This is a genomic window from Paenibacillus macerans (genome assembly GCF_900454495.1).
Taxonomy (GTDB): domain Bacteria; phylum Bacillota; class Bacilli; order Paenibacillales; family Paenibacillaceae; genus Fontibacillus; species Fontibacillus macerans.
This window is the reverse complement of the sequence record NZ_UGSI01000001.1, coordinates 3,227,119-3,243,390: the sequence shown is the minus strand read 5'-3', so window position 1 is coordinate 3,243,390 and position 16,272 is coordinate 3,227,119. Positions and strand designations below refer to the sequence as shown.

The window sequence follows — 16,272 nt, the reverse complement described above, 5'->3', positions numbered from 1 at the left end:
CCTGCGCGCTCTTTTGCAAACCGTTAACATAACGTTAATACCGGGATAACACGGAAGGTTTATTGTAAGGTAAGAAGTTTGTTTTTCAAAAATTTCATCATTAAAGGGTCGGAGACGAGGAGAAAGCCCTTATGCGGTACCGGAAGGAATGGTCTGTTTGCCATACCCGCTTCCGTGCGCCGCATAACGGGCTTTTTTGTGTTGTCCGCACCAAAGGAGGCTGCTCATTCATTGCCGGACACGCTGTCATTTGAAACGTACTTTTTCGATTTGGACGGTACCATCTTTCTGGGGGACGTCCTGCTGCCCGGCGTGCAGGAAACGCTATGCCATTTAAGAAGCTTGAACAAAAAAGTGAGGTTTTTGAGCAATACGACCATCCGCACCCGCGGGGAATGCCGGGACCGGCTGATGCAGCTTGGCCTTGCCGCGCATGAGAAAGAAATCGTGACGGCGGGGTTCATGTCCGCCGCTTACTTTCTGGAATTGCGTGGGGCGGTGCGGGTGCTCGTTGCCGGGGAGAAGGCGCTGCGCGATGAACTCGTCTCGGTTGGGGTAGAAATGACGGACGATCCGGCGCAGGCGACGCATGTGCTGGTCGGCATGGACCGGGAGTTCGACTACGGCAAGCTGCACCGTGCGATGAAGGCGGTGCGGAACGGAGCGTGCCTGATCGCCGCCAATCCGGATCCGAACTGCCCTGTGGCCGGGGATCTAATTCCCGACACCTGGTCCATGGTCAAAGCAATCGAAGCAGCGAGCATGGGGGCGGTGAGCGAAGTCATCGGCAAGCCGTCCGCCTATTACGCGGCCAAGGTGCTGGAATGGAGCGGTACGAGCGGCGACCGCTGCCTCATGATCGGGGACCGACTGGACACCGACATCGTGTTCGGGGCCAGCCATGGCATGCGGACCGCGCTTGTACTGACCGGGGTCGCTTCGCTCGGGGATCTGGAACAGTTTCCGGTCATGCCGGATTATGTCTGGGCCACGCTGGACGAACTGCTGGGGCAGGCCGAACGAACTTAAATCCGCCGGCTCGAATTTAACCGCGTTTTTACCCGGTGCTAATCATGCAAATAAACGAGTTTGCTACAGTGGAAGAAAATAACAAAAAGGCGATTCTTCCGCACACCAATATATGAAATTTTGGAGGAGATTGAAGTGATGCAAAAATGGAGTACGAAAGTGCTGGCAGTTGCGCTGGGATTGTCGCTTTTGGCGGGATGCGGGGGCGGCAACGGGAGCGGCGGCAACGGCGGATCCGTCTCCGGTGCGAATGCTTCCACGAACGGGGCGGGAACGGCGAACGCGTCCGCAGGGAAAAAGACCGAGCTTACGTTCTATTATCCGATCGCGGTCGGCGGGCCGCTAACCGCGACGATCGAGGCGATGGCGGCGGACTTTGAGGCGGAGCATCCCGATATTGACGTGACCCCGGTGTACACCGGCAGCTATGCCGACACCGCGGTCAAGACGCAAGCCGGCGTCCAGGCCAAGCAGCCGCCGGATGTGGCGGTGCAGCAGTCGACCGAGCTGTTCAGTCTGCTGGATATGAACGCGATTATTCCGCTGGACGATTTTATCGTAAAGGAAGAGGGCGGCTATCTGGCGGATTTCTATCCTGCCTTTATGGCCAACTCGCAAACGGACGGCCATACTTACAGCATTCCGTTTCAGCGCAGCACCATCGTGCTTTACTATAACAAGGAGATGTTCAAGGAAGCGGGACTCGATCCGGAAAAAGGGCCGGAAACCTGGGAGCAAATGCAGGAGTACGCGGTTAAGCTGAAAAAGGATGGGCGCTACGGCCTGGAAATCCCGGTCACGGGCTTTGCTTATTGGATGATGCAGACTTTTGCTCTGCAGAACGGCGACAATCTGATGACCCCGGACGGCAAAAAGGTCATGTTTGATACGCCGGAAAACGTGGAAGGGCTGCAGTATTGGGTGGACCTGGCCGCGAAGCACAAGGCGACGCCGGAGGGCGTGACCGATTGGAGCACCGTGCCGTCCGATTTCCTGGAAGGCAAAACGGCGATGATGTACCATACGACCGGCAACCTGTCGAACGTGAAAAAGAACGCCACCTTTGACTTTGGCGTCAGCTTCCTGCCGGCGAAGAAGCAGTACGGCAGCCCGACGGGCGGCGGCAACTTCTATATTTTCAAGGATATCGCACCCGAGAAGCAGCAGGCCGCCTGGGAATTCGTCAAGTTTATGACCGAACCCGAGCACGCCGCCCAATGGAGCATCGACACCGGTTATGTAGCCGTGCGCAAGTCCGCTTATGAGACGGAACGGATGAAGGAGTACGCGGCCGGGTTCCCGGCGGCGGTCGTGGCCCGCGATCAGTTGGAATACGCGGCGGCCGAACTGTCCACCCATAACAACGGCAAGGTGATGAAAATTTTGAATGATTCCGTGCAGGCGGCATTGATAGGCGATTTGACTCCGGCCGGCGCGCTGAAGAAAGCTCAGGCGGAGGCGGACCAGGCGCTGGCGTCCTTTAACAAATAGCCATGAAGGGTATCAGACTTGGAAACAACGGATTCGCCTGGCTGCTGCTGCTGCCGTCGCTGGCGATCCTGGCGCTGTTTACGTTTTACCCGATCTTTCTGACGCTGCGCCTGAGCTTTTTTCAGGCTGACCTGGCTACGCCGGAGCCGATTTTCGCGGAGCTGGACAACTTCCGCCGGCTGGCGGAGGACGAGGTGTTCTGGAAGGTGATGCGCAACAATTCCCTGTTTGCGGCGGGAACGGTTCCTGCGGGGATCGCCCTTGCCCTGCTGATGGCGGTTTTTGCCAACAAAGCGATCCGGGGAAAAGCGCTGATGCGGACGGGCTTTTTTTATCCGACGCTGATTCCGATGATCGCAGCGGCGAACATCTGGCTGTTCATTTACACGCCGGAGTACGGCTTGGTGAGCAGGATGTTGTCATGGACGGGTCAGCCCGAACTAAACTGGCTGGGCACGCCGGGGCTGGTGATGTGGGCGATGATTATCATGATTATCTGGAAGGAATCGGGGTACCTGATGATTTTTTATCTGGCCGGTCTGCAAAATATCCCGCGCGACCTTTACGAGGCCGCTCAGATGGATGGGGTCGGGGCCTTTACGGTGTTCCGCAAAATCACGTTCCCGCTGCTGATGCCAACGACGTTGTTCGTTAGCATTATCGCTTTGACGAATGCTTTTAAGCTCGTCGATCATCTGATGATCATGACCCGCGGGGGTCCCAACAATGCCAGCAATCTGCTGCTGTATTACATTTACGAGACGGCGTTCAGCTTCTGGGACCAGGGGCTTGCTTCCGCGCTGACCGTCATTATGATCGGGCTGATGCTGCTGTTTGCAGCGGTGCAGTTCTTTGGGCTCGACAAGCGAATTCATTACAACTGATCCCGGATGGCCGTCCGGGAAGAAAGGCGTATTTATGCTGCAGAAACTTGCGCCGAAAATCGGCAATGTTCTCATGCTGCTGCTGGCCATCATTTGGCTGGTGCCGCTCGTCTGGATGACGGTGACGGCGTTTCGCCCGCGGCAGGCGGCGCTGTCCGGCTTTTGGTCGGCGGATTTTACCTTGGATAACTTCGCGACGGTGTGGTCCGCCGCCCCCTTTGCGGTGTATTGCCTGAACACGCTGCTCATTGTGTTTTGTGTATTTGCGGTGCAGATGCTGACCGCAACCATGGCGGCCTTTGCATTTGCACGCGTTCCGTTTGTCGGGAGCAGCCTCGTGTTCCTGCTGTTCCTGGCCCAGATCATGATCCCTGCGGACGTGCTGATTTTTCCGAACTATAACATTTTGAAGCAGTTCTCACTGCTCGACACGAAGCTTGGGATTATGCTGCCTTATCTGGCCTCCTCCTTCGGCATCTTCCTGCTGCGGCAGGTGTTCAAGACGCTCCCTAACGAGCTTGAGGAGGCGGCGCTTGTGGAGGGGGCAAACCGCTGGCAGGTGCTGTGGAAGGTGTATTTTCCCTTGTCCAGGCCAACCTTTGTCGCGTTTGCGCTGGTGTCCATCAGCTATCAGTGGAACAATTTTTTGTGGCCCCTGATCGTAACCAATTCCGTGGAAAACCGGCCGCTAACGGTGGGGCTGTCGATTTTCGCGCAATCGTTCGAGGTCGGCGTGCAGTGGACGGAGGTCAGCGCGGCGACGCTGCTGGTGATCGTGCCGCTCCTGATCATTTTTCTGGCGTTCCAGCGCCAGTTTATCGACAGTTTTATTCATTCCGGCATCAAGTAGACAAGCAGACGGATGGGGCGCGCTCCCCGGGAATGGAGGCGTCGGCACCGTCCCGATCGAAGCGGTGGCCGTCTGGCTGGCGGCCTGCGAATATCGGGGAGCCTGGGTGCTGGAGATGCGCCGCCCCGGGGGCCTGCTGCCCTCCGCAGAACGGCTGCACAGCTTGCGGCGGCAGTTCCAGAAATTTAACGCAAGTTATCTATAGCGCGTTGTAGGATTTCCGCTTTGATTTCCTTGGACAGTTCATATGAATCGTATCGCAAAGCGTGCGGGTTTATTTCTACGTTTCTTCCTGTCTCGGCTTCTTTTTTGGCAAAGCAGGTTATAGTATCTACCGGATTGGACGATTCCCAAAGCAGTTGGCTCTTTAAATCCGCCAATAATTGTTGCTGGTCAATATCCTGGAATTGCAGTTGTCCGGCGGTACGCTTTAAATGGGATTCATAATCACCGTAATGATGAACGACTTCCCAGCCGGACCATTTCGATTTAAGTTCATGGGATATGTTGGGGATGTCATTGGCATGCCAAAATTCCAATCTCCTGCAATCTATATCAATATGGAAGCCTCCGATAGGGAATTCCTTAGACCATTCACGCAGGGCGATGCTTTTATATCCATAGGATTTATTGATCTCGTGGATCATATTAAGGCCATCTCTTCGGGAGGTTCTAAGTTTGTATCTTTTAAATCGTCTTCACCGTACGTCAATATTTTTTCCTGCGGATAACCGACGTAGTTGGCCAAATCTAAAATGCCCTCGTAAGCCCATGCGATTTCCCAACCGGACCAAATAGTTCTCATCAGTTTTAAGTAGAAATTCCTGAGTGGAACATTGTAAAGTATATCCTCGCCGCCATAAAATACTAACTTCTTTTTATCCAAGTCAACAATTGCTCCGCCTTCGGCCCAAACGTCATCCAACCATCCGGATTCATCCACCCTCTTTTGCATTTCAATGAATTTGACGGCATGTTGCTCCCCCAAAAACAAATCTTTAGGCAGCGTGTTTGCGCACCAATGGCCCTTCAAACAGGGGGAGGGGGGCGAGGTAACCAAGTGTAAAAGTGCAGTTGATTTTTCGTAAATCGCTATTATTGAGCGGCTGAGATGCAAAAGTGCATCTGTTTTGGAGCTATGCGATAAAAAAGTGACTTTTGGGCGGAAATGAACTGCACATTTGCATTTGAACTGCCCCTATTGAGGAGTTTCGACAAAAATCGCCTGCACTTTTGCATTTCGTGGCATTCTGCATCCCTTTGTGCCACTTGGATCTTACAGTTGGATCTGGCCGATCGGCCTTCCCTCACGCTTACAAACCGGCTGTTTTTGTATACTTGACCGCTATGCGTACAATAGTAACTCAACACCCTACAGTTTGCTTTCTGTATCCGATTTTGCCGGATTTGGCGTTCTGATTGGTCTTGTAGAATCGAAAAGAAGGTCATCAAACAACGCTATTGCAAGTTGCACACCGTCCATCATCCCTTGCATGTACAAACGTTCATTTTCTAAACCCTGCCTGAAGTGGTGCTTGTCCTCCCAGTCCATATACTCCGGCGACTTCGTTTGATCCGTACCGGAAAACATGGCCTCAAAAGCCGAGCGTTCCTCGGCACGAAGTTTACGCAATTCGGGATGACGATTGATACGCGCTGTAATGTGGTTCAACCTTTCCTGAATCGCGTCTCGAGGGATCGGTTTGTTTTAATTCGGTATTCGCAGTGAAAAAATAATCTTTCACTTTTAGGATTACGAAGTCGTTGCCATTGCCAAGGCGCTGGATATTTCCGTTGGTGAATTATTACGGGAGGAGTAGGGAGAATTAGTGGCAGGAAAAATAAAAAAACGGGACGCAGGTTCCGATAAATGGTTAGCCTTTGTCCCGTTATTTCTATGTTGATTTAAGTAGAATAATTTTATTTTTCTTCCTCAAGTAAATTGCTAAACAAAACACGTATGAAATTCCGTCTGCCGTATAAGACTCTAACCACATAAACTACTCCATCTTCATATCTGTAAAATATCAGGTAATTGTCACAAACAAGATACCGATAATCGGTTTGAATGTCTATAGTAGCGGATAGAGGTGTACCAATTTCAGGATAATCCACCAAGCTGCGAATTTTTTTCGTTATTTTTGCGATCAAATTTACAGCGGCTTCAGAATTATAAAGCTCCTGGGAGATGTAGTTTTTCACTTCCACTAAGTCATTTCTGGCTTCAGGTGAAATTTTCAGTTTATTCATTTTATATTTCCAGGTCTGCTTCGACTTCCTCTATAGTCATCCATCCCTTTTCTTTCCCTGATTGCTCCCCTTGAGCAAGCTTTGACATCAGTTTTAGAGAAGCCGTTAGTTTTTCATATTCACTTATATCGACAATAGCAAATTTCCCTCTGCCGTTTTTAGTTAAAAATACCGGTTCACCTACAGAAATATCCCGCAAAACCTCATTGTAATTTCTCAAATCGGATATGGGCTTAATATTCGGCATATATAACAACTCCTTTTGGTTGCTGTTATCATTGTATGTTTATTATTCGTAAAATTCAACAGCAATATTCCTTCCAAACATATGCTTCTTATACTTTAGGGGCGAATTACAGTTTTTTCTGATTGAACGTGGAACGAATATTCGTATATAATACAAACATATGTTCTTATTCAAAAGGAGTGATCAAAATGCTTCCAGACCTTGAACGGAAATTACTCCGTATCCTATACAGCTATTCGACGCAGCGGAAACGGATGCCTACGATCGATGAGTTGGAGATTAAGACCGGTAGGAACAAGCAGGATATATTTGCCGGATTGCGGGGGTTGGTGGAGCAGCGGTATATCTTCTGGCCGGACAATCCCAGATTGGATACGATAGTCATCCTGGAGGCGTGGGAACGGGATCAGCCTCAACGTCCAAAATTCAACTCCTCAAGCGGCAATATAGATTATTGGACGAAATATTGATAACGGTATTTAGGGAGAAGAGAGGAGAGGGTAAATAATAGCGGGATTTGGGCTTCCGACAGCCTAAGTCCCGATTTACCGCAAAAGCAATCGTAGTCTCTCCATATCCTTCACAACCGATCACCTTCACCGTTTTTCGTTATGTCCCTGTTATACTCCCTCTGCACACATACAGGGTTTTACCCAAGCCCAACTTCAGCCCAATTTTGTTCCTCACTCCCCGCCATCGTTTGTTCTCAACGATCCTCCAAAATGAAAGCGTTTTATTATATGATCATTGCAGGAGGTGGTTCCATTGATGATTGATAAACGTCCTGCGCTTTTACTGAAGCACCTTTTGAAAGTGAAGCATACAACCATGAATCAAGTCATGGAGCACTCTCAATTAACCAAACGGCAAATTGCCTACGATTTGGACAAAATCAATTATTGGTTGAAGGAGAGAGCACTTCCTGCCATTCCGTACAAAGGAATGAACCATATCATGGTGCCGGAAGAGGTGATGGCTTTTTGCCGGAAGCAGCAATTGGAGAACCGCAAACAGGATTTCTTTTTAACGGAAGAGGAACGTTTGATATTCATTTACCTGTATCTCTTTATACGGCAAGAGCATATTTCGTCGGTACATTTGACGCAGCTGCTCCAGGTAAGCAAGAACACGGTGATTTCCGATGTGAAAAAGGCCAACGAAATGAACCGGCCTTTCCTGGTTGAAATTCGTTATTCCAGGCAGAAGGGCTACCATCTTCGGGGGACCGAGTCCGATAAGCGAATCCTTGTCCAGCAGCATTTAGCGCAGATGATGCAAATTCCGTATTTTGAAAAACTAATCCACTATCTGGTGCGGGATCGGCAAGAACTTCTTCCCTTAGATTCGGCTCACCGTGCGCTTGTGCAAGCGGAAAAGCTTTTTCAGCTCGATTTTGTGGAGGAACGGGTTCGTCAATTTGCTTATTTTCTTGTTCTTTACGCTTACCGTCACAAAGAAGGAAAATCCGTTCAATTTCATAGTGATGAAATCGAGTTGTTAAGCAGAGATCCCATGTGGCCCGTGGCCAAAACCTTATTTGATCATCTGGGATTCGAGGAAGATGAACATGAGCTGTGCTATTTCACCACCCAATTGTTAGGTTTGTCTTTAGGCAGCCGCGCGGTTCAAGAAGGGAGCCGGGACTTGCTTTTTCACTTATGTGAACAGTTGGTCGTCGATTTTGAATATAAGGCGGCGATTGTTTTCGAACAAAAGGATGAAGTTATCCGCACCTTATATCAGCATTTTAAGCCGGCTTATTTTCGCATGAAATACCGGATTCCGATTCATAATCCGCTGCTCGAGCAGATTCAGAAGGAACATCGCGAGCTTTACACCATAATCAAGGAACTGCTTCAGCCGGTCGGATCGCTGCTAAGCATCAATATTCCGGAGGAAGAAATCGGCTTTATTACGATGCATTTTGGAGCGCTGCTGGCCAAACCGCAGCACGCCATGCCGAAAAAGAAACGAGCGATTGTCGTTTGTCCCAGCGGAGTCAGTTCTTCGTTGATGGTGAAGCACCAGATCGAGTCGCTGTTTTCGGAAATCACCGTGGAAAAAACGCTGTCCTTACAGGAGTACCAAACAGAGAATGACGATCCGTATGATCTGATCTTTTCGACGATTGAGCTCGAGTCCAAGCTCCCGTGCTTTTATGTAAAGCCGATTATGACGCCCAACGAAAAAAACAGGCTGGTCAATGAAGTGTATCGGCAGCTGTTTGGAATCGGGTACCAGGACCTGTCCTTAAAAGAGCTGATCCAAACGATTGGGCGTTACGCCGACATTTTCGACGAAAAGGGATTAACGGATGCGTTAAGCCAACTGACGTTCCATAGAAAAATAGATATCCAGAGGAGGAGCCAACCTGTGCTAAACGATTTATTAAAAGAAGAAACGATCCAAGTGGTTGATCAGCTCTCGGATTGGGAAGAGGCGATTAAAGTAGCGGCAAACCCGCTGCTGGAGAAAGGAGCCATCGAGTCCTCCTATATCGAGGCGATGATTGCAAATATCAAGACCATGGGGCCGTATGTCGTGCTTGGCAATGAAGTGGCGATCCCGCACGCGCGTCCCAAAATGGGCGTGAACCAGGTGGGGATGAGCTTTTTAAAGCTTAATCGGCCGGTCTATTTTTTGAATGACGAAAAATACCCTGTCCGGCTGTTGTTTTGCGTTGCGGCCAATGATAACAAGACCCATCTTAAGGCGCTTACGCAATTAACGAAACTTCTCAGCGACACCAAAAACATTGAGCTCCTCAAAGAGGAAGCGTCGATAGAAGCATTTCTTGACTTATTCAAGTTATATTCTGCCGCGGTTTAAAACATGGAAACGAAAGGAAGAAGAGCTATGAAAATTTTAGCGATTTGCGGTACGGGTTTGGGAAGCAGCTTTATGTTGGAGATGAACGTCAAACAAATCTTGTCGGAGCTGGGGTTAAGCGGTGTCGAAGTGGACCATTCCGACCTTAGCTCGGCTACGCCGGATTCTGCGGATCTGTTTATCGCCGCCAAGGATATTGCCGCAGGAATGGGGCACTTGGGAGAGGTGATTGTGATCGACAGCATTATCGATATGGACGGTTTGCGCGCCAAACTTAAGGACGTATTCCAAGCCAAGGGAATGATTTAATAACGGGGGGACATCTGCTATGGGCGAAAGAATTCTCAAATTGATGATGGATATTTTAAGCCAGCCGGCCGTCCTGGTTGCGCTGATTTCTCTGGTGGGGCTGATTATTCAGAAAAAACCGGCAAGCGAGATCGTGAAAGGAACCACCAAGACGTTCCTCGGTTTTCTGGTCATTTCCGCCGGGGCCGGAATCATTGTTCAGTCTCTGGATCCATTCGGAAAAATGTTTCAGAGCGCCTTCCATGTGTCGGGGGTTGTGCCGAATAACGAGGCCATCGTGGCCATGGCCTTAAATGAATTTGGCAGCGCCACCGCCTTCATTATGTTCTTCGGCATGATCGCGAATATCCTGATTGCCCGCTTTACAAAGCTGAAATATATCTTTTTGACGGGTCATCACACGCTTTATATGGCTTGTATGCTTGCTGTCATCTTGGTGGTTTCCGGCTTGGAAGGAATCCCGCTGATTATCGTCGGTTCCCTGGCTTTAGGCTTGATCATGGCGGTGTTTCCGGCCATTTGCCAACCCATTATGCGGAAAATCACAGGGAACGACAGCGTGGGGTTCGGGCATTTTTCGAGCATAGGTTACGTTGCTTCCGGGCTTGTCGGAAAGGTTGTCGGGAAAGGCTCCCGTTCCACGGAAGAGATCAGCTTTCCCAAAGGGCTGGGATTTTTGCGCGACAGTTCGGTGACCATTTCGTTAACGATGGTGGTTCTTTATATTATCATTGCTATTTTTGCCGGCCCGTCTTATGTGGAAAAAGAACTTAGCGGCGGCACGCATTACCTTGTATTCTCCATCATCCAGGGGGTTACCTTTGCGGCAGGGGTGTTTGTGATCCTTTCCGGGGTTCGGCTGGTGCTCGCGGAAATTGTACCCGCTTTCAAAGGGATTTCCACCAAGCTGGTTCCGGACTCCAAGCCTGCTCTCGATTGTCCCGTTGTTTTTCCCTATGCGCCAAACGCGGTGCTGATCGGCTTCTTCAGCAGCTTTCTTGGCGGGATCGTGGGGATGGTGATTTTGGCCATGACAGGCTCCGTGATCATCTTGCCGGGCGTGGTTCCCCATTTCTTTACGGGGGCGACGGCCGGGGTATTCGGCAATGCCACGGGCGGAGTTCGCGGCGCAACCCTGGGGTCTTTTGTAAATGGCTTGATCATTACGTTCCTTCCCGTATTCTTAATGCCGGTTCTCGGCAACCTCGGTTTTGCCAGCACGACGTTCTCGGATACCGATTTTGCGGCTTCCGGCATTTTGCTCGGGAATATCGCCAAATCGCTGGGGGCGACAGGCGTCACCGTAACGGTGGTTGGACTAGTGCTGCTGGCCGTGGTATTCGGGTTCTTTAAGAAAAGCAAAGCGAACCAGGATTCGCAGCAGATGGAAGCTTAAATGCCAGACATACCAGAGGAGGAAATACGAATGGGCTTGGATATGCAGAAACTGGAATTATTTCGTGACGAAATCCGCTTAAAAACGTTAAAAGAGCTGCATCATCTTGGTTTTGGCCATTACGGCGGCAGCTTGTCTATCGTAGAGGTTTTGGCCGTATTGTATGGCGGTGTGATGAAAGTCGATCCGCAAAACCCGAAGTGGGAGGAACGCGATTATTTCATTTTATCCAAAGGCCATGGCGGACCGGGGCTGTACGCCGCTTTGGCGGCTAAAGGCTACTTTCCCGAAGAAGTTCTGTATACGTTAAATCAAAACGGCACGAAGCTCCCTTCGCATCCCGATAAAAATTTAACGCCGGGCGTGGATATGACCACCGGATCTTTAGGCCAAGGCATTTCCGCGGCTGTTGGGGTAGCTCTGTCTCATAAACTATCGGGTAAGGACAATTACACCTATTGCATAGTAGGGGACGGCGAATTAAACGAAGGGCAGTGCTGGGAGGCTTTTCAATTCGCGGCGCATCATAAGCTGAACCGCCTCTTTGTCTTTGTGGATGACAACAAAAAACAGCTGGACGGCTTAACGAAGGACATTATCGATCCGCTCGATTTTGCGGAGAAGTTTAGCGCTTTTGGTTTTTACGCGATGAAGGTGGACGGCGGTTCGTTGCGGGAAATCCATGAAGCGATTGAACAAGGAAAAGCGCAGGGGGATCAGCCGGTTGCGATTATTTTGGATACGGTCAAAGGGCAGGGCGTTCCTTATCTGGAAGAGAAGGCCGATAACCATCACATCCGTCCCAGCGAAGCCGATGAAGCCGCTATTTTAAGGGCGATTGCGGAATTGGAAGCTAAACTTGGAAAGGCGGTGGAGTTATGATGAACGCAGTTGCCGGAAACTATGAAATGGAAAACGTGGAAATGCGCCAAATGTATGCCAATACGTTGTTGGAGCTGGCCAAGGCCAATCCCCATGTCATCGGCCTGGAAGCCGATCTAATGAGCGCAATCTCGACAAATAAAATAATGAAAGAGATTCCGGGGCAACTCATCAACACCGGAATTATGGAAGCGAATATGATGGGGGTTGCCGCCGGTCTGTCGCTGACGGGCAAGATCCCTTATGTCCATACCTTCGGCCAGTTCGCCACCCGCCGCGCCTTTGACCAGCTGTTCGTTTCCGGCGCTTACGCGAAAACGAACATCAAAATCTTAGGCTCCGACGCCGGCGTGACCGCCGAGCATAACGGCGGTACCCATATGGCCTTCGAAGACCTTGGCCTGGTTCGGCTGATTCCGGGGGCCCAGGTGTATGAGGCGAGCGATTCCACGATGCTGCGTTACCTGCTGCGCAAAATTGAACAAGAATACGGGATTCATTATATACGCACGATCCGCAAACATGCCGTAAAACTTTACCCGGAACATGAGGTGTTTGCAGCGGGGAAAGGAAAGGTTCTGCGTGAAGGAGGCGATGTCGCCATTATTGCCAGCGGTATTATGGTGGCGGAATCCTTAAAAGCGGCTGACCTGCTGCAAGAGCAGGGCATCGAAGCGTCAGTGATCGATATGTTCTCGATCAAACCCATCGATCAAGAGTTAATCGTCAAGTACGCCGAAAAAACCAAAGCGGTCGTTACGGCGGAAAACCATAACGTGATCGGCGGACTGGGAAGCGCCGTGGCCGAGGTGCTCAGTGAACATTGCCCTACCCGAATGCGGCGGATCGGCGTCAGGGAACAATTCGGCCAGGTCGGCAAGCTTGAATACCTAAAACAGTTCTACAAGCTGACCGCGAAGGATATTGCCGGTGCGGCGGAGGAGGTTGCCTCTCGATAAGTAAAAAGAAGATCAGGACATCGGCGTCCTGATCTTCTTTTTTTCCTGTAAAATAAAGCTGAATATAACATTGCTGGGAGCAAGGGGAGTGCCCTTATGTTCTGAAGGAGAATATTCGGAGCCGATCCAGGTTCATGACCGACTGGTCGTCTCCTGGACATCCCGCATCGGCGGTTTTCCGTACATCCGGGCGTATTCCCGGCTGAACTGGGACGGGCTCTCGTAGCCGACGCGGAACGCCGCATCGGATGCCGGCATGGACTCCGCCAACATCAACCGCCGGGCTTCCTGCAAACGCACCGATTTCAGGTATTGCAACGGACTCATCGCGGTGACGCGTTTGAAATGCTTGTGAAACGCCGACACGCTCATGTTCGCGGACTTGGCGAGCTGCTCGACCGCCAGCGGGCGGTCATATTGCCGGTTAATCACCCGGATCGCCTGCGCGACGTTGTACCCATGGCTGCCGACGATCGCAAATTGATGGAGGAGCGCCCCTGGTTCCCCTTGAAGCATTCGATACAGAATTTCGCGGACGATGAGCGGCTCCATAATCGGTATATCCTCAGGCGTGTCGAGCAACTGCATGAGCCGCACGACGGCTTCGAGCAGCGATGAGGACATCCGGTTTACGCTGATGCCGCGGCCGGCTTCCGCGGGAGCGGAAACGGGCAGATCCATTTTGTTCAAGATCTCAAGAATGACGTCGGCGTCGAAGCTCAGCTTTAAACTTAAATAGGGGATCTCGGGCGTAGCCTCGACAATTCTCCCGATGGTCGGCAATTCGACGGAAGTGACCAAATAAGTCGAAGGATCGTAACGGTAGGTTTCCTCCGCCAATGTGGCCGTCTTCGCCCCTTGCGCCACGACGCAAATGGATGGCTTGTGTACGGTTTCCAGCGGTTCCGCCGGATGCGCGGCATACATCAGCGTCAAAGAAGGCATAACCGTCCGATGCGTTCCGTTCGACGGGGCGTGGCGAAGGATCAACCGCGCCAATTGCTGCAAGGCCTGCTCCATCCGCTGCGGTTCATTCATAGTTTCCATGTTTGCCTGCTCCTTCCGGTTACGATTTATATCCTCAATTTTCATAGATTTTGCATCATGTCGAACGCTTGAAAGGCAGTTAGCGATTGCAGGGCGGTCTGCCTATTTTTGGAGTAGTCGAGTTTGTAAATGCAGGAATACAGCACGTTTAACACATATTCAAATGCGATCTGGGAAGAGAAGGTCCCGATTTTGGCATAGGACAACTCGTCGTTTGGCACCTGAATACAAACCTTACTGAGTGCGGCCAGTTCGCTGCGGGCCGAAGAGGTGATGGTCAGCATGGGAACTCCGGTATTTTTGAGATGCCGGGCGGCCTTCAAATAGATGGGCGATTTACTGTGATACGTCAGAAAAACGGCGCAATCCTCCGGAGTCATATTCATGGTATGCTGCGCCCATTCCGCCAGTTCGGTGGCAATAATGGCATATTTGTTGATTTTAATCAGTTTATTTTGAAAGCTCTGGGCACGAATTTGAGAATCCCCCAACGCAAACATAAAAATCCGCTTCGCACGGTTCAGCATTTCGGCAGACCGGTTCAACAACTCATGATCCAGCAAAACAAATGTTTTCTCAATGGTCTCCTTCAAGAGTTCGGCCATCCCTTTGGCTACCTGAATGGAAGACTCATCGACCCCAAAAGGCAGGTTCGGATCTACGCCGGAAATCTGCTGAAGGGACTGCTGCAATTCCTGGGCCAGTTTGATTTTGAATTCCTTGAAGCCGGCCAAGCCGAGCTTTTGCGTCAGACGAACCACGGCGGAATGCGAGGTGAAAGCCGCTCGGGCAAGCTCATGGATGCTTAAGGACAGGCAGTTCTCCGGATGCTGCAGAACGTAGGCGGCAATACTCTGTTCATTTGGCGTAAAACCTCTCATCTCTTTCAGCAATGTTAGTATTTTCATCAGACCCACACCTCAAGATTTATTGTACCAAAGGATTTGCTCAGAAGTATAGAAAATGAACTTTTAGTTCAGCATTAGGGGGAGCGCCATCGGCACGGCTGAACATAAGTACCATTCTGGCGGCAGTCTCTATACGAGCGGGAGTTTATGTTCCTATAATGGAGTCATTAAATTACAAGGATAAGGAGTGTGCGGACAAGATGAAATTGGGAATAGCGGGCGCGGGTAAGATCGTGTTGGATTTGTTGAGTTTTATTCATGAGATTCCCAACATTTCCGTCATCGCCATCTGCGGGACACCAAGAAGCTATGAGAAACTGGGGCAATTACGGCAGCAGTATCGGATTCCGGAGATTTACACGGATTACGACAGGATGCTGGAGGATGATTTGGATACAGTTTATATCGGCCTGCCCAATCATCTGCACTATTCTTTTGCCAGAAAGGCATTGCTGCAGGGTAAACATGTGATTTGCGAGAAGCCTTTTACATCGAATTTGCGGGAGTTTCTGGAGTTGGACAGGCTGGCGCGCGAGCGCGGCTTGATGCTGCTGGAGGCGGTCACAACGATTCATCTGCAAAATTACAAATCGATAAAAGAACGTGCGGGATTGCTTGGCGATATCAAAATCGTGCAGTGCAACTACTCCCAATATTCCTCCCGTTATGACGCGTTTAAAGCAGGGAGCACGCTGCCCGCGTTTGATCCGGCAATGTCCGGCGGAGCGCTGATGGACATCAACATTTACAACATCCACTGGGTAACCGGATTGTTCGGCAGCCCGGAACATGTGCAATATACGGCCAATATCGAGCGGGGGATTGACACTTCCGGCGTATTGCTGCTGGATTACGGACATTTTAAGGCCGTCTGCGTTGGCGCCAAGGATAGCTCGGCTTCCGCCTTCTACAGCATTCAAGGAGACAAGGGCGTCATTCAGATGAACAGTCCGGCCAATATCTGCGATTCGTATACCTATACTCTCCATCGTCAAGCGCCGCCGGAAAAAGTGGATCATAAAAATCACGCGCACCGGATGTATGACGAGTTCGTGGAGTTTGAACGGATGATAGCCCAGCGGGACACGCAGGCCGCGGAGCTATTGCTGGAGCAAAGCCGGAGAGTGATGGAGATCGTGCAAGCGGCGAGAGAATCGGCCGGTATTACATTCGCCGCTGATTATGGCTGAT

The 16,272-nt window shown here is 50.7% G+C and carries 18 protein-coding genes; 11 read left to right on the top strand and 7 right to left on the bottom strand.

What is annotated here, in order from left to right; all coding sequences use genetic code 11:
- The first annotated feature begins 231 nt into the window (after window positions 1–231).
- The 4 genes from DYE26_RS14700 to DYE26_RS14685 all read left to right on the top strand — a co-directional run bounded on the left by DYE26_RS14700 (window position 232) and on the right by DYE26_RS14685 (window position 4,254).
- Window positions 232–1,029 carry an HAD-IIA family hydrolase gene (locus DYE26_RS14700; RefSeq protein ID WP_036624980.1) on the top strand — a complete coding sequence of 266 codons (798 nt, stop codon included), beginning with the start codon at window positions 232–234 and terminating at the stop codon, window positions 1,027–1,029.
- Window positions 1,030–1,167: 138 nt separating this feature from the next.
- Window positions 1,168–2,520: an ABC transporter substrate-binding protein gene (locus tag DYE26_RS14695; protein ID WP_036624979.1), complete on the top strand. Its 1,353-nt coding sequence runs from the start codon at window positions 1,168–1,170 to the stop codon at window positions 2,518–2,520.
- 2 nt (window positions 2,521–2,522) lie between these two features.
- Window positions 2,523–3,404 carry a carbohydrate ABC transporter permease gene (locus DYE26_RS14690; protein ID WP_036624978.1) on the top strand — a complete coding sequence of 294 codons (882 nt, stop codon included), beginning with the start codon at window positions 2,523–2,525 and terminating at the stop codon, window positions 3,402–3,404.
- Window positions 3,405–3,438: 34 nt separating this feature from the next.
- Window positions 3,439–4,254 carry a carbohydrate ABC transporter permease gene (locus DYE26_RS14685; protein WP_036624976.1) on the top strand — a complete coding sequence of 272 codons (816 nt, stop codon included), beginning with the start codon at window positions 3,439–3,441 and terminating at the stop codon, window positions 4,252–4,254.
- 185 nt (window positions 4,255–4,439) lie between these two features.
- On the opposite strand, the gene DYE26_RS14680 is transcribed toward DYE26_RS14685, so the two are convergent.
- From DYE26_RS14680 to DYE26_RS14660, 5 genes are all read right to left on the bottom strand, one after another.
- Window positions 4,440–4,901 carry a hypothetical protein gene (locus tag DYE26_RS14680; RefSeq protein WP_036624974.1) on the bottom strand — a complete coding sequence of 154 codons (462 nt, stop codon included), beginning with the start codon at window positions 4,899–4,901 and terminating at the stop codon, window positions 4,440–4,442.
- Window positions 4,898–5,371: a hypothetical protein gene (locus DYE26_RS14675; protein ID WP_124331715.1), complete on the bottom strand. Its 474-nt coding sequence runs from the start codon at window positions 5,369–5,371 to the stop codon at window positions 4,898–4,900. Before DYE26_RS14675 ends, DYE26_RS14680 begins: the two co-directional genes overlap by 4 nt.
- Window positions 5,372–5,626: 255 nt before the next feature.
- On the bottom strand, window positions 5,627–5,926 hold the full coding sequence (locus DYE26_RS14670; protein WP_115311228.1) for a hypothetical protein: 300 nt from the start codon (window positions 5,924–5,926) through the stop codon (window positions 5,627–5,629).
- Between the two features lie 248 nt (window positions 5,927–6,174).
- Window positions 6,175–6,504, bottom strand: a complete 330-nt coding sequence (locus DYE26_RS14665; protein WP_036624970.1) for a type II toxin-antitoxin system RelE/ParE family toxin — start codon at window positions 6,502–6,504, stop codon at window positions 6,175–6,177.
- Between the two features lies 1 nt (window position 6,505).
- Complete coding sequence (locus DYE26_RS14660) at window positions 6,506–6,751, bottom strand: type II toxin-antitoxin system prevent-host-death family antitoxin (protein ID WP_036624968.1); 246 nt, start codon at window positions 6,749–6,751, stop codon at window positions 6,506–6,508.
- A 188-nt stretch (window positions 6,752–6,939) separates the two neighbouring features.
- Here DYE26_RS14660 and DYE26_RS14655 point away from each other — a divergent pair, with 188 nt between their 5' ends.
- The 6 genes from DYE26_RS14655 (at window position 6,940) to DYE26_RS14630 (ending at window position 13,126) form a co-directional block, all read left to right on the top strand.
- Window positions 6,940–7,221, top strand: coding sequence for a hypothetical protein (locus DYE26_RS14655; RefSeq protein ID WP_036624967.1), 282 nt, complete (start codon window positions 6,940–6,942; stop codon window positions 7,219–7,221).
- Window positions 7,222–7,519: 298 nt separating this feature from the next.
- Window positions 7,520–9,580: a BglG family transcription antiterminator gene (locus tag DYE26_RS14650; protein WP_227872682.1), complete on the top strand. Its 2,061-nt coding sequence runs from the start codon at window positions 7,520–7,522 to the stop codon at window positions 9,578–9,580.
- 27 nt (window positions 9,581–9,607) lie between these two features.
- On the top strand, window positions 9,608–9,889 hold the full coding sequence (locus tag DYE26_RS14645; protein ID WP_036624963.1) for a PTS sugar transporter subunit IIB: 282 nt from the start codon (window positions 9,608–9,610) through the stop codon (window positions 9,887–9,889).
- A gap of 19 nt (window positions 9,890–9,908) precedes the next feature.
- On the top strand, window positions 9,909–11,285 hold the full coding sequence (locus DYE26_RS14640; RefSeq protein WP_036624962.1) for a PTS ascorbate transporter subunit IIC: 1,377 nt from the start codon (window positions 9,909–9,911) through the stop codon (window positions 11,283–11,285).
- A 30-nt stretch (window positions 11,286–11,315) separates the two neighbouring features.
- A complete protein-coding gene (locus DYE26_RS14635) occupies window positions 11,316–12,167 on the top strand; it encodes a transketolase (RefSeq protein ID WP_036624960.1) in 852 nt (283 codons plus the stop codon).
- Window positions 12,164–13,126, top strand: coding sequence for a transketolase family protein (locus DYE26_RS14630; RefSeq protein WP_240534171.1), 963 nt, complete (start codon window positions 12,164–12,166; stop codon window positions 13,124–13,126). Before DYE26_RS14635 ends, DYE26_RS14630 begins: the two co-directional genes overlap by 4 nt.
- 132 nt (window positions 13,127–13,258) lie before the next feature.
- Here the strand turns inward: DYE26_RS14630 and DYE26_RS14625 are convergent, their stop codons facing one another.
- Window positions 13,259–14,164, bottom strand: coding sequence for an AraC family transcriptional regulator (locus tag DYE26_RS14625; protein WP_036628580.1), 906 nt, complete (start codon window positions 14,162–14,164; stop codon window positions 13,259–13,261).
- A gap of 50 nt (window positions 14,165–14,214) precedes the next feature.
- Window positions 14,215–15,081 (bottom strand): MurR/RpiR family transcriptional regulator, encoded by an 867-nt coding sequence (locus DYE26_RS14620; protein ID WP_036624957.1) that lies wholly within the window; start codon window positions 15,079–15,081, stop codon window positions 14,215–14,217.
- A gap of 200 nt (window positions 15,082–15,281) precedes the next feature.
- Here DYE26_RS14620 and DYE26_RS14615 point away from each other — a divergent pair, with 200 nt between their 5' ends.
- Window positions 15,282–16,271 carry a Gfo/Idh/MocA family protein gene (locus tag DYE26_RS14615; protein ID WP_036624956.1) on the top strand — a complete coding sequence of 330 codons (990 nt, stop codon included), beginning with the start codon at window positions 15,282–15,284 and terminating at the stop codon, window positions 16,269–16,271.
- The last annotated feature ends 1 nt before the right edge of the window (window position 16,272 follow it).